This is a genomic window from Brevibacillus borstelensis (assembly GCF_036700025.1).
In the GTDB taxonomy this organism is placed as follows: domain Bacteria; phylum Bacillota; class Bacilli; order Brevibacillales; family Brevibacillaceae; genus Brevibacillus; species Brevibacillus borstelensis.
Genome location: NZ_CP144922.1, coordinates 1,426,153 through 1,439,660 on the forward strand (window position 1 = coordinate 1,426,153; position 13,508 = coordinate 1,439,660).

The window sequence follows — 13,508 nt, forward strand, 5'->3', positions numbered from 1 at the left end:
ATAGGGGTTTTACGCATTTATCGGGAGGAGGTTCCCATACCTTGTTTTGCTTTGTTGGTACGATTGTTTTCGGTCGTCATCGTTGACCCTTTTGTGCGCATTTCTTCGCCGTCCACTGTTCCGCCCATCCGCTTGATCAAGGCGTCGATTTGACGAGTGTCTTCAGCCCTCGTAACCGGGCCGTTGGAAGTGCGGCTCGCAATTCGGGAAATCTCGTCAATGTCTTGTTGGTTGTCCGTTACGTACACTTTGTAGTAACGAGGAGAAACCGACATCGCGTTCATTCTCGCCTGATCCTTTGCTGTCCGTCCATCCGGGCCTTGCGTATTGAGACCGACGAATACTTCTTCGTCTGTCACCAGGACGGTGGAACGATCTACCCCAGGGCAGCTGACAGTCACATTGCCCACTGCACGGGCCAGTGCATCGCGATCCACGAAGACGTTATTGGCACCACCGCCAAAGCCTGTGCCATTCGCACCGCCAACACCGGCAGCTTGCATGTCAGCGCGATGTGCCTGGGCATAACCCATGTGCGGCATCGTGTTGGTCGCCATTGTACCAGCACCTTGATTGGTACGGTAAATCGACTGGTTGTTGGTACCGGCGCGATTCAGAGGGCGCATGCCATTGTCCGTAAAGGCGTTGTAGCTGTTGATGCCGCCGTTGTAGCCAGTATCCCCAAAGACAGTGCCTCGGGTTGTCCCGGCGGTCCCGTTCATGGTACCGAATCCAGTTCCGGTTCCGGCAGCCCCGAACCCGGTTCCGGCAGTACCGTTTCCGGTTCCGGCCGTGCCGAACCCGGTCCCGGCAATACCAGCAGAACGGTTGGCGTTAGTATACGGAAAGTTTGTTCTAGCATTGTCCGGCAACCCGGGTGCATTGTTGTAGACACCCGCTTTGTCAGCATTGAAAAGACGCGGAGCGGCTTGATTGACCGTAGTGCCGTTAGGACGATTGGCGTCAGGCGCAGCGTTGTTCGCACATGCGGAAGTCAACAGAGCAATACCTGCAACTGCTTGAAGCAACCAAGTTTTTTTATTCAATGGTTCCACCCCCTACAGCTAGGGTGTCCTCGGAGCTGGTCTCGTTTTCGTGGGAATTTTATCTCTCTCTGCAAAAAATGTGGTAAGATGGACGTAGTATGCATTGGTAAGGAGGAAGCGGCCTTGATTCGCACCCAAGCAGGCACTTATGAGGTCATGGAAGACAATCGCGACGGTTGGAATTCGGAAGCGTTTAAAGAGCGCTACAGCGACATTCTTGACAAGTACGATTATATTGTGGGCGATTGGGGTTACGGCCAGCTCCGCTTACGTGGTTTTTACGAAAGCACCAACCGGAAAGTGCCGTTTGAGCAGCGAATTTCCGCTCTGGACGAGTATTTGCATGAGTTTTGTAATTTCGGCTGTCCCTATTTTGTCCTGAAAAAGGTGAAAGCTACTCCATATACATCTGATCAGCAAGCAGATGATCGCGATGACCTCAGCGGGGATACCGCGAGGGAAAGTCAAGTGGACGATGAGATCTTTGTAGAGCGCAAAGAGCGCAAGCGCGTTCATCCCAGGCAGCACCGCGCAGAGCGAAATGACCGCAATCAGGGGCAGGGAGCGGGAGAGCGCAAAGAACGGGGAGACAAGCCTAAATACAGATCGGATAAGAACGCACGAGACGGTGGAAAGGATCGCCAAAAGCAAAGTCAAGGCCGCCCAAATCGGGAGCGGGACAAAGTCCCAACCGGGCAGGGCCAGCCTAAAAAAGAATAATGCGTGAAAAAGAAGAAAAAGGCACTGCCTCCTGAAAAGGGCAGATGCCTTTTTTACGTTTTCCATCAGTTATTTCAGACCGCTTTTTTGTTTCTATGTCATTGAGATTCTTCCACTCCGGAAACCGGCCAGTAGCCATACGGATAATAGTACGGGTAGGGGGAAGGAAACGGAGGATAGTATGGATAGAAGGGCTGGCGGAATCCAAAATGAAACGGAAAGACAAACGGAAAAACAAAGTCTATTCGAGGTCTCCTGCGTCTTCTCCATTGAACAGGATAAGCATACTCCTCCAGATACGCTTGATAATTGTGGGAGGGATAACCGGCAGAGGGATAGCCGGCAGAGGGATAACCGGCAGAAGGATAACCGGTCGAAGGATCAATTGGCTGCTGGTAATACGGTTGCATGGTGCGAATGACACTCCTCTCAAGGTTTCTATCTGTTTTCCAGTAGCAGTATACGGGGTATTCGCCCTGTCGGAGCATTGTCCGACAGAAATGGGCGGAAAAAACCCCAGTGCCGAAAGGACTGGGGATCAATAAGTATCGAATGTTAAGGGAATCTATCGTGGATGTGATTTCGCTGCTCGTCTAAAAACTGTTCCTTGTAAACGATATTTGCGGGTCCCTCATGTTTTACGCTCTCCGACAGACGTTCGCTTCTCCGCTTCTTGTTTATTGTCAGATCATAAACAATCCCGAAAACCATGAATCCTGCAAAAAGATACAGCAAAAAGGCCCACATTGGCAAGAGAGATTCCTCCTTTACCGGTCTGTATAGAATAAGACGAAAAAGTCGGAAAAATGTTTCCATCTTCGTAAATAAAAGGGAGTAGATACGGAAACTGCTTTACTTATCTACCATAATTATATATACTTACTTTTAGTAACTTAAAAACGCATTCAAAATCCCAGGGACATAGTCAGTAGTGCTGATTACATTTCGTACATAGTTCGTCTTCGGGGAAAAGCAGAGGAGAGAGAACGATGAAGTACCTGGTTTCGGTTATAAAGGAACGACGCTCTGCCAGCAAATTTATAAAAGGGCAGGAGATTTCAAAAAGGAGAACTGGATGACATTTTTGCTCTTGTAAAGTATGCTCCTTCCGCATTCAACCTGCAGCATGCCCATTACATTGTGGTAACGGACCCGCATTTGAAGGAAAAGGTCTATGAGGCCGCTTACCGGCAGTACAAGGTTCAAACCGCATCAGCGGCAATTGTCGTTCTGGGAGATACGCTGGCTTATGAGCAGGCGGGGCGGATTTATGAAGGACTTCTGCATCTCGGCGTATACAACCAACAGGAGTATGATCAAATGGTCAGGGAAACTGTTCAGTTTTATCTGGATCGCGGAGAGGTATTCGCGAGAGAAGAGGCCATCCGCAATGCCAGCTTGTCTGCCATGCAATTGATGCTGGTCGCCAAGGAAAAAGGCTGGGATACCTGCCCGATGATCGGTTTTGACCCCGAGGCGCTCCGAGAGGCCCTCGACATTCCCGAACGCTACGTGCCGGTCATGCTGATTGCACTCGGAAAAGAGGATACTTCCAGCCAGAGACCGAGGGGCTATCGCAAGCCGGTAGGAGAGTTTGTCACCTACGACGAAAGCCCGAAGTAAAATGCAGCCACAGAAAACGTTCATTCATAGAAAAACTGCACCCCATATGTTCGCAATCGCTGACAAATGGGTGCAGTTTCTTTTTTTGCGTTTTTTCAATCGTTCTGAAATAGCTCATCCAGCCAGCTTTACGCTGCTTTGGACTTGCTCAATCCGTCTGTAATGACTGCAATTGCGCCGTCTCCTGTCACGTTGCAGGCTGTACCGAAGCTGTCCTGAGCGATGTACAGGGCTATCATCAAGGACGTGAGCGTGGTGCTGAAGCCGAGCATCGATTCCAGGAGACCGAGCGCTGCCATGACCGCACCGCCGGGAACGCCCGGGGCGGCAACCATCGTGATACCGAGCATGAGAATAAACGGAAACATGACTGAGAAAGATGTGGACATGCCGTTCAGCATCATGACTGCCATAGAACAGGAAACCAGGGTAATGGTGCTGCCCGACAGGTGAATGGTCGCACACAGCGGGATTACGAAGTCGGCAATTTTATCCGTGACTTTGTTTTCCTTTGTTTGACGCAGGGTTACCGGGATGGTGGCTGCAGAAGACTGTGTCCCGATCGCGGTAAAGTAAGCCGGCATCATGTTCTTCAAAAGAACAAACGGATTTTTCCGTCCGAACTGTCCGGCTACAATGTACTGGATGACCAGGTAAAGCAAATGCATCGCGATAATAATCACAAACACCTTGGCGAATACAGACAGGATCATACTGACCTGCCCGCCATAAGTGAGGTTCGCAAAAACGGACAAGATGTGGTAAGGCAGCAGCGGAATGATCACCGAAGAGATCATTTTCTCCACGATCTCCCTCAAGTCAACCATGACCCGCTGGAGCGAGTCTCCCTTGATCACGGAAGCGCCCAAGCCAAGGGTAAATGCCAGCAAAAGTGCGGTCATAACGCCCATGATCGGAGGCATATCCACGGAAAAGTAAGGCTGGACAAGCGCTTCTTCCGGATTGGCAAACGTTTTGGTCAATCCTCCAACCTCCAGAATGTTGGGGAACAGCCCGGAACTTACAAGATAGGCGATTGTGCCGGCAATAATGGTGGAACCGTACGCGACAGCGGTCGTCAATCCGAGGAGCTTCCCGGCTCCTTTGCCGAGCTCGCCAATACCCGGCGCGATGAAACCAATGATGATCAACGGGATGGCAAAACCAAGAAAATTGCCAAAAAGCCCGCTGTATGTAGCCAATGCCTTAATGACTGCCTCCGGTGAAATGGAGCCGATCAGAATCCCCAAAATAATTGCGATAATAACCTTGGGCAACAGGCCCAACCTTTTCATGGCGTAAACCCCCTGTAGAACTGTTTGTTTAAGGTGAACACATATCCGCGTGGAATGGATTAAAGCAAAAGTAACATAAACAGATGTTGATGTCAGTATAAACAGGAAAAATAATAATATTTAAAATATTTAGTGCAAATAAAAAGAACATGCTTTTTTTTGCATGCTCTTTTGGATCATTGACCGTTTTCTTGTGTTTCTTTTCGCAAAGGGTCTTTAGTCGCTGTCGCCCGCCCCTGCTGTGTAGATGATCTGTTCCAGAAACGCCTTCAATTCTGCTGCCTCTGTTTCATTCAAATTAAAGGCGAACTCCAAGTAGCCCTCTTCCTCCAGGTCATCGCTGCCGATGATGGCGGAGCGGCCGTTTTGTATGTTTATGACCAGCTTTTTTCCGTAAAAGCGATTCGTCGTCATGATGGCCAGATCGAAGCGGGTCGACTCAGCCATAAAGCTGACGAACCGGGTCTTCGTTTCCTCTGACTCGTCGTATAGATAAAACAAATCGTTGGACATGTTCTTCCCTCTACCTCCCGATAAGATATTGTTTTTGGGTGAGATTGTGCAATGCCCGAACGAACCGGATGGTTTTCGTTTTGGCACGCATTACGATCGAATCGGTTTCTACCAGGTCATCACCCAGGTAGCGGACGCCCTTCAAGAGCTCGCCGTCCGAAACGCCCGTCGCAGCGAAGATCGCGTCGTCCCCCTTGACGAGATCGCTCAGGGTAAGCAGCTGCTCGGGGTCCTTGAGCCCCATTTTGATGCATCGCTGGCGTTCGGCCTCGTTTTGAGGCCGCAGCTGTGCTTGCATATCCCCATCCAGGCATTTGATCGCAGCCGCGCTGATAACGCCCTCCGGAGCACCGCCGATCCCGAGGAAGAGATCGATACCCGTTTGCGGCATGCAGGCTGCGATAGCCGCACCGACATCGCCGTCGCCAAACAGCTTGACGCGAGCCCCTTTTTCCCTTACAGCGTTGATGATTTCCTGATGCCGCTCCCGCTCCTGGATGATGACGGTAACATCCTGGATTCGTTTGCCGTTTGCCTGAGCGACGACTTCGATCATCTTTTCTACAGGGTCGTTGAGATGAATTTTGCCTGCGGCTCTTTTGCCTACGGCCATTTTCATCATGTACATGTCCGGCGCGTGCAGAAGCGTGCCTCTGTCTCCGATCGCAACGACCGACATCGCGTTGTTGTGGCCTTTGGCGACGATGGTCGTACCCTCCAGCGGGTCTACCGCCACGTCTACCTCTGGGCCCGTTGATTCGGCATGGCCCAGCTTTTCGCCGATGTACAGCATCGGGGCCTCATCCAGCTCGCCTTCGCCGATGACGACCGTTCCCCGCATATTGATGGTGTCAAACATCGTCCGCATGGCGTTGGTAGCGGCTCCGTCCGCTTCGTTTTTCTTGCCGCGTCCCAACCAATGGGAAGATGCCAGGGCTGCCATTTCCGTTACACGTACGACTTCCAATGCCAGTTCGCGTTCCACTGTTTCAAGCTCCTCCTTGTGCCGCAAAAAACTCAAAACTCATTGTAACACAAAAAACCACAGGTTTTCGTGACAGCACGTACAATTTTGGTATACTGTTGGATGAAAAGAGGTGAGTCGAATGAGCAATTCCTACTTGCAGGAAGGGGAATTGGTTCTGGTTGTTTTACTCCTTACTTTTGTCATTACGATATGGTACGCAAAGCGCAAAAAACGGAACAAATAACCATTCGCAGAAAATGATGCCTCTTCCTCACTAGTTATTCCCAGTTTACCCGGGTTGGCTTTGCGCAAATATCGGAAGAGAGGCAGTATCGCATGAGGGGGATTGTCATGTACGACGTAAATACAAAGCGGATCGATGAGGTATTGGGGTATATGTCGCAAATGCTCGCGCTCCTGGAAACATTGGCATCTCGCAGGCAAGATGCTTTGCTTGAAGACAGGGTGGCGGTTGCAGCGATGGAAAGAGCCCTGCATCTGTCCATTGAAGCGATCCTGGACGTCGGCAATGCGCTGATTGACGGATTTATTATGCGCGATCCGGGGAGCTATGCGGATATTGTAGAGATTCTGCGGGACGAGCAGGTCATCAGTGACGAGCAGGCGCGCGTTTTGACTGAGATAGTCGAATTCCGCAAGTTTTTGGTCAATGAATACGCAAAGATTCCACACGAAGCGATGATTCCACTGGCCGCAAATGGTTTGCCTGTGCTGCGGCAATTTGAGCCGGCAGTCCGGGCCTATTTGGAAAAAGAGCTGTTTTAAGGGCGCTCGTGGATTTTATATACAAAACGATTTCTTTTGTTTACTAAAGTGGCTAAGTTCGGTACAATGGAGGAAAGGGCGGTGATACAATGAGTACCGAAAACACATCTACCCGCGACCAGATTTTGAGTATGCTAAAGGTGAAGGGGTCGCTTTCTGTCAGTGACATGGCCGTAGATCTGGGGATTACGGAGATGGCCGTACGGCGCCACCTGAACACCCTAGAGCGGGATAACCTGATCAAGTCGACGTTGGTTCGGCAGGCTATGGGACGCCCGACGAATGTGTATTCCCTGTCGCAAGAGGCTGATGAGCTGTTTCCGCGCAATTATTCCCATCTTACCTTGGATTTCTTGCGCGATTTGCAGGATATAGATGGAAATGGAAAAGTAGAAATGCTGTTCCGCCGTCGTGAAAACCGACTGGAGGAGGCGTATCGCAACCACGTCCAGGGGAGCCTGGAAGAGAGAGTGGCCAAGCTGGCTGAGCTGCAAAACGAAAAAGGATACATGGTAGAATGGGAAAAGGCGGATGAGGAAGGGCATTATCGCATCCGCGAGTTCAACTGCCCCATTTCACAGGTAGCCCGTGAATTCAACCAGGCTTGCAGCTGTGAGCTCTCTTTGTTCCGCCGGGTTTTGAAGGCAGATGTCGAACAGACCACCTGCATGGCCAAAGGCGGGGAGAAATGCGTGTTTGAGATTCGCGAAGCGAACAAAGCATAATCTCGGAAAACAACAACGACAATCATCCACTCGGTTTCGGGTGGATTTTCTTGCATAGAGGAGGATATTTTGTGAAGACATACCGAGGCTACTTGCTTGATCTTGACGGAACCATTTACCGGGGCAAGGAAGTCATACCCGGTGCAGCAGAATTCATTTTGCATCTGCGTAAGGCGAAAGTGCCGTACCTTTTTCTGACCAACAACTCGGCTGCCACATCGGAGCATGTAGCTTCGCGTCTGCAGGCCATGGGAATTGCCGCAGCGGCAGATGATGTGTATACCTCTGCCATGGCAACGGCTCATTTTCTGGCAGAACATGCCTCACCGGGCACGCCGGTCTGCGTCATCGGCGAGGAAGGCTTGCGAACGGAGTTGACGCGTCAGGGCTTCGTCTTGACAGAGGAAAAGCCGCATTACGTCATCGTCGGAATTGACCGGGCCTTTACCTATGAAAAACTGACAGTCGCCGCACGTGCTATCCGCGACGGGGCTACGTTTATTGCAACGAATAGAGATGCGGCCCTGCCTTCGGAAAATGGACTGTTTCCCGGGAACGGTTCACTGGTAGCCGCTGTTTCCGTCGCTTCCGGAAAGGAGCCGATTGTGATTGGGAAACCGGAGCCGATCATTGTCCGCCTTGCCCTGGATATGCTGGGAACAGCAGCGGAGGAGACCCTGATCGTCGGTGACAACCTCTTTACCGACATCGATGCAGGGGCCGGAAGCGGGATCGATACGCTTCACGTCCTGACCGGTTTTTCCAGTGCAGAGGATGCGCAGAACCATCCCAATCGTCCCACGCATTCGGCAGCCGATTTGTCGGAGTGGCTTCGCCGCATCTCCTCGTAGATCATTCGCAGAGTCGCAGCCTCATAGACAGGACTCTTCCTCCTGTTTTTGCCGATGGGCAATGCGGCTGGAGGCTGCCGCTGCGACTGCGCCTACCAGATCGTCTAAAAAGGTATGGACACCAAAGCTTTTGTCGTTTAACTGCTTCAGTTTCCCGTACTTCAGTTTGTCTACATAGCCGTAGTTGGTAAATCCGATGCTGCCGTACAGATTGACGATGGCCAGCGCCATCACCTCGTCGATGCCGTAAAGGGATTCATCAGTTTCGATAATTTCTTGAAGCGGGGAAAGAAGCTGCTTTTTTTCCGCAAGCATGTCCAATTGAATCCCGGTCATCAGCGCATTTTGCACCTCGCGTTTTCTCAGGACGGCGGCTACGCTTTCTCTGCAAGCTTCCAAGGTCAGATGAGGGAAGTAGTCCTTTTGCAGGAACAACACGATTTCTGCGATATCATCCACCTGTACTCCTCGCTGCTTCAACAGCTCCAGCGTGACTTCATAGCAGGTCATGCTGTTGAGCGGACTGTATTCTTTCATCAACCGGACCTCCTCGCACGCTTATTCGTGGCACGAAGGTAGTATTTACAAGGAAGTAGGCACCTATCCCGGTGTTCTGACATACCTTGCTTCATGAGAAGGTGTGCAGGGAGGGTTGTTCTGATGGAGTATCATACGATTTTGCAGGAGGCATACGGACTGTCTCTCGTCAACTACAGTCGAAGCGGAAACGCTGCGCGGTTGAAGACAGACCAGGGATTGTTCTATCTATATGAAGCTCCAGCTGTTTACAAATACAAAAACAAGTTCATTGAAAAGGTAAGAAAACATCTCAGCGGGCAAAAAGTGCTGAAGCCTCTTGCGCTGATCAAGACGGTCAAAGGCCAGCAGCACGTCGTCCACGACGACCAGATTTTGTATGTGTACCGGGGACTTAGGGAAACGGTTCCGGAAAATCAAGCATTCCAGTGCGGGCAGGCACTCGCCCACTTCCATCAGGGGACGGGATCGCTCAAAGGGGATAAGCTGTTTTTGCCCTACAGCTCGCTTGGTACCTGGCCTGCGATGTGGCGGAAAAAGCTGCGCCAGTACGAAGGATATCGCGATGATATGGACGAAGTTGATGTGGAGATCACTGCTTTTGACGAGTACCTCTTGACCAGCTACACCTATGTTCATCAGCTCGGAGAGACAGCGGTCCAATATTTGTACCACGCCGATTACGACAAAGTGGTCAAGGAAACATCTGCCTGCGGGAAAGTGGCGTACCAGAATTTTGAACAGGACTTCATTCTCTGGGACGAGGAAAGAGGCGCCCATCTGACAGGAGAGTGGAACTGGGTCTTGGACATGCGCTCGCGCGACATCGGGCAGTGGATCAAGGCCGAGGTCAAGCGCAGCGGATGGGAAGAAGAGCGGATCGCGAGCTTTCTCGACGGGTACAACAGCGTGACGCCCCTTTTGGAAAGCGAGTACGCCGTCATTTACGGTTTGATGCTGTATCCGGGGAGATTTCTCAAAGTGGTGGAAGCCTACCGGGAGCTGTCCCCCGAAGAGAAGCAGGAAGTCGACGGCAGCGGATGGCAGGAGCAGCTGGATGAGGAACTGATAAAAATGGAAGAGGCGCTGCTAGCATACCCGGTGTTCATTCACCGGCGGTACGGCGTTTCGATTCCGCAAATTGATTGGTTGTGGAGGCCAGAAGATGAAGAAACCGATCGTGTTCGTGACGAGGCAAGTAGCGAATGAAGCAATCGCGTATGTAAAAGAGATAGCTACGGTCGACGTATGGGAGGAGGACCGTCCCTGCCCGCGGGAGATTTTGCTCGAAAAAGCGGAGCGGGCTGACGGACTTCTTGCCATGCTGACTGACCGGGTCGATGAGGAACTGCTGTCCCGGGCCAAACGGTTAAAGGTTGTGGCCAATATGGCGGTAGGATACGACAATATCGATGTTACGGCAGCGAAAAAGCGCGGCATCCAGGTAACCAACACGCCTGATGTGCTGACCGAGGCAACCGCCGATTTGACCTTTGCCCTGTTGATGGCGGCAGCCAGACGAATCACGGAAGCAAACCGCTTTTTGTTGGCGGGTCAGTGGACGTCGTGGAGCCCGACATTGCTGGCGGGGCAAAATGTATTTAATGCGACGCTGGGGATTGTCGGCATGGGGCGGATCGGGGAGGCTGTAGCCAGACGAGCCAAGGGCTTTGGCATGAGTATTTTGTACTGCAACCGCCACCGGAAGCCGGAAGCAGAGCAAGCGGTCGGTGCCCAGTATCGCGAGCTGGATGATCTCTTGAAACAGGCGGACTACGTCGTCATGCTGACGCCGCTGACTCCGGATACGGCGAAAATGATCGGGGAGCGGGAGTTTTCCCTGATGAAGCCGACGTCGGTATTCGTCAACGTGTCCAGGGGCGGTACAGTTGACGAAGAGGCGCTTTACAAGGCACTGGCAGAGAAAAAAATCTGGGCCGCCGGATTGGATGTATTCCAGAAGGAGCCGGTTCCGTTGGATCATCCGCTGCTCACACTGCCCAATGTGGTCGCCCTGCCCCATATTGGCAGTGCTACATATCAGACACGCATGGAGATGGCAAAGCTGGCCGCGGTCAATATCCGGGCAGTTTTGGAGGGAAAGGAGCCTGTTACACCAGTATGAACATCATGATGATCGCAGTCGTGATCGCAGTGGCAGCAATCGCGGCTGCAGCAGCGGTAGCCCTGCGTGTTACCTGGAAGCTGACTCATCCCCGCCGAAAGCCGGTGGAAAGCAGACCGGAGGAGTATTCGCTGCAGGCCTATGAGTCCGTCTCCTTTCCGAGCAGAGAGAGCGGGATAACGATTCGCGGCTGGTATATTCCGGCAGAAGGAAACGGGTTTGAGAAAAGCGACAGGACGCTGATTTTTTCTCATGGCTATGGACAAAATCGCCTGGAGCCTCATCTTCCCGCCTTGTCGCTTGCCGCCGACCTGGTCTCGAAAGGCTACAATGTACTCCTGTTTGACTTTCGCAACAGCGGGGAATCCTCGCCGGCATTGACGACGATCGGTCTTAGGGAACAGCAGGATTTGCTGGGTGCAATTGACTTTGTCAAAGAGACGCGGCCCGAACAAAAAATCGGCCTGGTCGGCTTTTCCATGGGGGCAGCCACCTCCCTGATGGTGGGAGGACTGGACGAGCGGGTAGAGACGATCATTGCTGATTCGCCTTTCTACTCCCTGCAGGAGTATCTTGAGGAAAATTTGCCGCAGTGGACAGGCCTGCCCCGCTTCCCGTTCAACTGGCTGATTTTGACGCTAAGCCCGCTCATGCTTCGGGCCAACCCCAGGCACGTCAGGCCGTATGAAGCTGTGAGACAGGCGGATAAGCCGATTTTGTTCATCCACGGAACGAAAGATGCGACTGTGCCGTGCTCCAACAGCGAGCAATTGTATCGGCTTGTGACTCACGAAGCTTCCCGTCTCTGGCTCGTACCGGGAACGGGGCATGTGCGGAGCTATCCGCATGATCCGGAAGCGTATATAGACCATGTGATCGATTTTTTGCGGCACGCCTGGAATAGCGAGGCGGAGACGAAAAGCTTCGCACATGCAAAAAAGCCCTCGCCGATCGACTGACCGGAAAGGGCTTTTTCAGCTTAGAATACTTGTTGTACTTCCTTCACGCCTGGAATCTCTTCCAACAGTGCGCGCTCAATCCCTGCTTTCAGGGTGATGGTCGAAGAAGGGCAGCTGCCGCAAGCTCCCATCAGACGAAGCTTGACAATGCCATCTTCCACATCGACGAGCTGTACGTCGCCGCCGTCGCGTTGAAGATAAGGACGCAATTTATCGAGGACTTCTTCTACTTGGTCGAACATGTTATCCATGGGTACTCACTCCTTTCATTCCTACCTCTATTATAATCCTCGTGTCAAAAGAAATCCATGACCGGTTCCCCGGCCGCTGCACTTTGTATAAATTGGGCGGCTTGCGCTCCGCGCGTGGACTTTTTGTTATGGCCTCATGTTATAATAAAACGGAAACGAAACAAATACGATGAGGGGTCTGGTGCCGTGAACGTATATGGAAATATTAAAGAACTGATCGGAAATACGCCGATTGTCGAATTGACGAAGTTTTCGCTCCCGCAGGGCGTCCGCTTGTTTGCCAAGCTGGAGTATTTCAACCCTGGCGGAAGCGTCAAGGACAGGCTGGGTGTCGAGCTGATTCGTGCTGCTGAGGAAAGCGGCCAGCTTCAGCCGGGCGGCACGATTATCGAACCGACTGCGGGAAATACGGGGATTGGCCTGGCTCTGGCGGCCGTCGGGACTGAATACCGCGTGATCTTTTGCGTTCCGGAAAAATTTTCCGAGGAAAAGCAAGAGCTGATGCGCGCACTTGGCGCAGAGGTCGTCAATACGCCGACCGAGCTGGGCATCAAGGGTGCCATCGCGAAAGCGCAAGAGCTGGCCGCAAGCATCCCGGGCTCGTTCGTCCCGCAACAATTCGCCAATCCGGCCAATCCGGACGCACACTACAAAACAACGGGACCGGAAATTTGGGAACAAATGGAAGGGAATGTGGATGTGTTTGTAGCGGGAGCAGGCTCCGGCGGTACGTTTATGGGGGCAGCCCGGTACTTGAAAGAGAAGAATCCGCAGGTCAAAACCGTGATTGTCGAGCCGGAAGGGTCCATCCTGAACGGCGGCGAGCCCGGTCCGCACAAGACGGAAGGCATCGGCATGGAGTTTTTGCCGCCGTTTATGGATACCGGCTATTTCGACGCGATCCATACCATCCTGGATGTGGAGGCCTTCAAACTGGTGAAGGAGCTCGCTGCGAAAGAAGGGATTCTGGTCGGCAGCTCTGCAGGTGCGGCCATGGCAGCGGCACTGCGGGAAGCGCAAATCGCCAAGCCGGGGACGAATATCGTTACCTTGTTCGCGGATGGAAGCGAACGCTATCTGAGTAAAAAAATCTATCAAGGGGGCATATAA

15 protein-coding genes and 1 pseudogene are annotated in these 13,508 nt (G+C 52.3%); 9 read left to right on the forward strand and 7 right to left on the reverse strand.

Translation table 11 applies throughout. From position 1 onward, the window contains the following. Nucleotides 1-17: 17 nt before the first annotated feature. Entirely contained in the window at nucleotides 18-1,055 is a 1,038-nt protein-coding gene (locus tag V5G20_RS06580) for a YhcN/YlaJ family sporulation lipoprotein (protein ID WP_327985976.1), read from the reverse strand. A 114-nt stretch (nucleotides 1,056-1,169) separates the two neighbouring features. Here V5G20_RS06580 and V5G20_RS06585 point away from each other — a divergent pair, with 114 nt between their 5' ends. After that, nucleotides 1,170-1,766 carry a YutD family protein gene (locus V5G20_RS06585; RefSeq protein ID WP_003392309.1) on the forward strand — a complete coding sequence of 199 codons (597 nt, stop codon included), beginning with the start codon at nucleotides 1,170-1,172 and terminating at the stop codon, nucleotides 1,764-1,766. A gap of 98 nt (nucleotides 1,767-1,864) precedes the next feature. Here the strand turns inward: V5G20_RS06585 and V5G20_RS06590 are convergent, their stop codons facing one another. Then, entirely contained in the window at nucleotides 1,865-2,176 is a 312-nt protein-coding gene (locus V5G20_RS06590; RefSeq protein WP_122958458.1) for a hypothetical protein, read from the reverse strand. Between the two features lie 579 nt (nucleotides 2,177-2,755). Between V5G20_RS06590 and V5G20_RS06595 the strand changes: the two are divergent. After that, nucleotides 2,756-3,389: pseudogene (locus V5G20_RS06595) on the forward strand (nitroreductase family protein). Nucleotides 3,390-3,517: 128 nt separating this feature from the next. Here V5G20_RS06595 and V5G20_RS06600 read toward each other — a convergent pair. The 3 genes from V5G20_RS06600 to glpX all read right to left on the reverse strand — a co-directional run bounded on the left by V5G20_RS06600 (nucleotide 3,518) and on the right by glpX (nucleotide 6,182). Continuing rightward, nucleotides 3,518-4,684 (reverse strand): dicarboxylate/amino acid:cation symporter, encoded by a 1,167-nt coding sequence (locus V5G20_RS06600; RefSeq protein WP_003389731.1) that lies wholly within the window; start codon nucleotides 4,682-4,684, stop codon nucleotides 3,518-3,520. 216 nt (nucleotides 4,685-4,900) lie between these two features. Beyond that, on the reverse strand, nucleotides 4,901-5,197 hold the full coding sequence (locus tag V5G20_RS06605; protein ID WP_003389730.1) for a DUF3055 domain-containing protein: 297 nt from the start codon (nucleotides 5,195-5,197) through the stop codon (nucleotides 4,901-4,903). A 10-nt stretch (nucleotides 5,198-5,207) separates the two neighbouring features. Next, nucleotides 5,208-6,182 (reverse strand): class II fructose-bisphosphatase, encoded by a 975-nt coding sequence (gene glpX, locus V5G20_RS06610; protein WP_003389729.1) that lies wholly within the window; start codon nucleotides 6,180-6,182, stop codon nucleotides 5,208-5,210. A 333-nt stretch (nucleotides 6,183-6,515) separates the two neighbouring features. Between glpX and hepT the strand changes: the two genes are divergently transcribed. The 3 genes from hepT (at nucleotide 6,516) to V5G20_RS06625 (ending at nucleotide 8,526) form a co-directional block, all read left to right on the forward strand. Next, the gene (gene hepT / locus V5G20_RS06615) at nucleotides 6,516-6,950 is read left to right on the forward strand and encodes a type VII toxin-antitoxin system HepT family RNase toxin (protein WP_243013796.1); all 435 of its coding nucleotides are present in this window, start codon (nucleotides 6,516-6,518) and stop codon (nucleotides 6,948-6,950) included. A gap of 89 nt (nucleotides 6,951-7,039) precedes the next feature. After that, nucleotides 7,040-7,675, forward strand: a complete 636-nt coding sequence (locus V5G20_RS06620) for a helix-turn-helix transcriptional regulator (protein ID WP_003389726.1) — start codon at nucleotides 7,040-7,042, stop codon at nucleotides 7,673-7,675. A gap of 71 nt (nucleotides 7,676-7,746) precedes the next feature. Then, nucleotides 7,747-8,526, forward strand: coding sequence for a TIGR01457 family HAD-type hydrolase (locus V5G20_RS06625; protein WP_171506374.1), 780 nt, complete (start codon nucleotides 7,747-7,749; stop codon nucleotides 8,524-8,526). A 21-nt stretch (nucleotides 8,527-8,547) separates the two neighbouring features. On the opposite strand, the gene V5G20_RS06630 is transcribed toward V5G20_RS06625, so the two are convergent. Continuing rightward, nucleotides 8,548-9,063, reverse strand: coding sequence for a phosphatidylglycerophosphatase A family protein (locus V5G20_RS06630; protein ID WP_003389724.1), 516 nt, complete (start codon nucleotides 9,061-9,063; stop codon nucleotides 8,548-8,550). A gap of 123 nt (nucleotides 9,064-9,186) precedes the next feature. Here V5G20_RS06630 and V5G20_RS06635 point away from each other — a divergent pair, with 123 nt between their 5' ends. From V5G20_RS06635 to V5G20_RS06645, 3 genes are read left to right on the forward strand one after another with little or no spacing between them, the layout of a single operon-like run. Next, entirely contained in the window at nucleotides 9,187-10,272 is a 1,086-nt protein-coding gene (locus V5G20_RS06635; RefSeq protein WP_003389723.1) for a hypothetical protein, read from the forward strand. Continuing rightward, nucleotides 10,229-11,188, forward strand: coding sequence for a 2-hydroxyacid dehydrogenase (locus tag V5G20_RS06640; protein WP_031932715.1), 960 nt, complete (start codon nucleotides 10,229-10,231; stop codon nucleotides 11,186-11,188). The genes V5G20_RS06635 and V5G20_RS06640 overlap by 44 nt, the downstream gene beginning before the upstream one ends. Then, nucleotides 11,185-12,147 (forward strand): alpha/beta hydrolase, encoded by a 963-nt coding sequence (locus V5G20_RS06645; RefSeq protein WP_031932714.1) that lies wholly within the window; start codon nucleotides 11,185-11,187, stop codon nucleotides 12,145-12,147. Before V5G20_RS06640 ends, V5G20_RS06645 begins: the two co-directional genes overlap by 4 nt. Nucleotides 12,148-12,167: 20 nt before the next feature. Here V5G20_RS06645 and V5G20_RS06650 read toward each other — a convergent pair whose 3' ends face one another. Beyond that, the gene (locus V5G20_RS06650; RefSeq protein ID WP_003389720.1) at nucleotides 12,168-12,389 is read right to left on the reverse strand and encodes a NifU family protein; all 222 of its coding nucleotides are present in this window, start codon (nucleotides 12,387-12,389) and stop codon (nucleotides 12,168-12,170) included. 195 nt (nucleotides 12,390-12,584) lie between these two features. Here V5G20_RS06650 and cysK point away from each other — a divergent pair, with 195 nt between their 5' ends. Continuing rightward, on the forward strand, nucleotides 12,585-13,508 hold the full coding sequence (gene cysK, locus V5G20_RS06655) for a cysteine synthase A (RefSeq protein ID WP_003389719.1): 924 nt from the start codon (nucleotides 12,585-12,587) through the stop codon (nucleotides 13,506-13,508).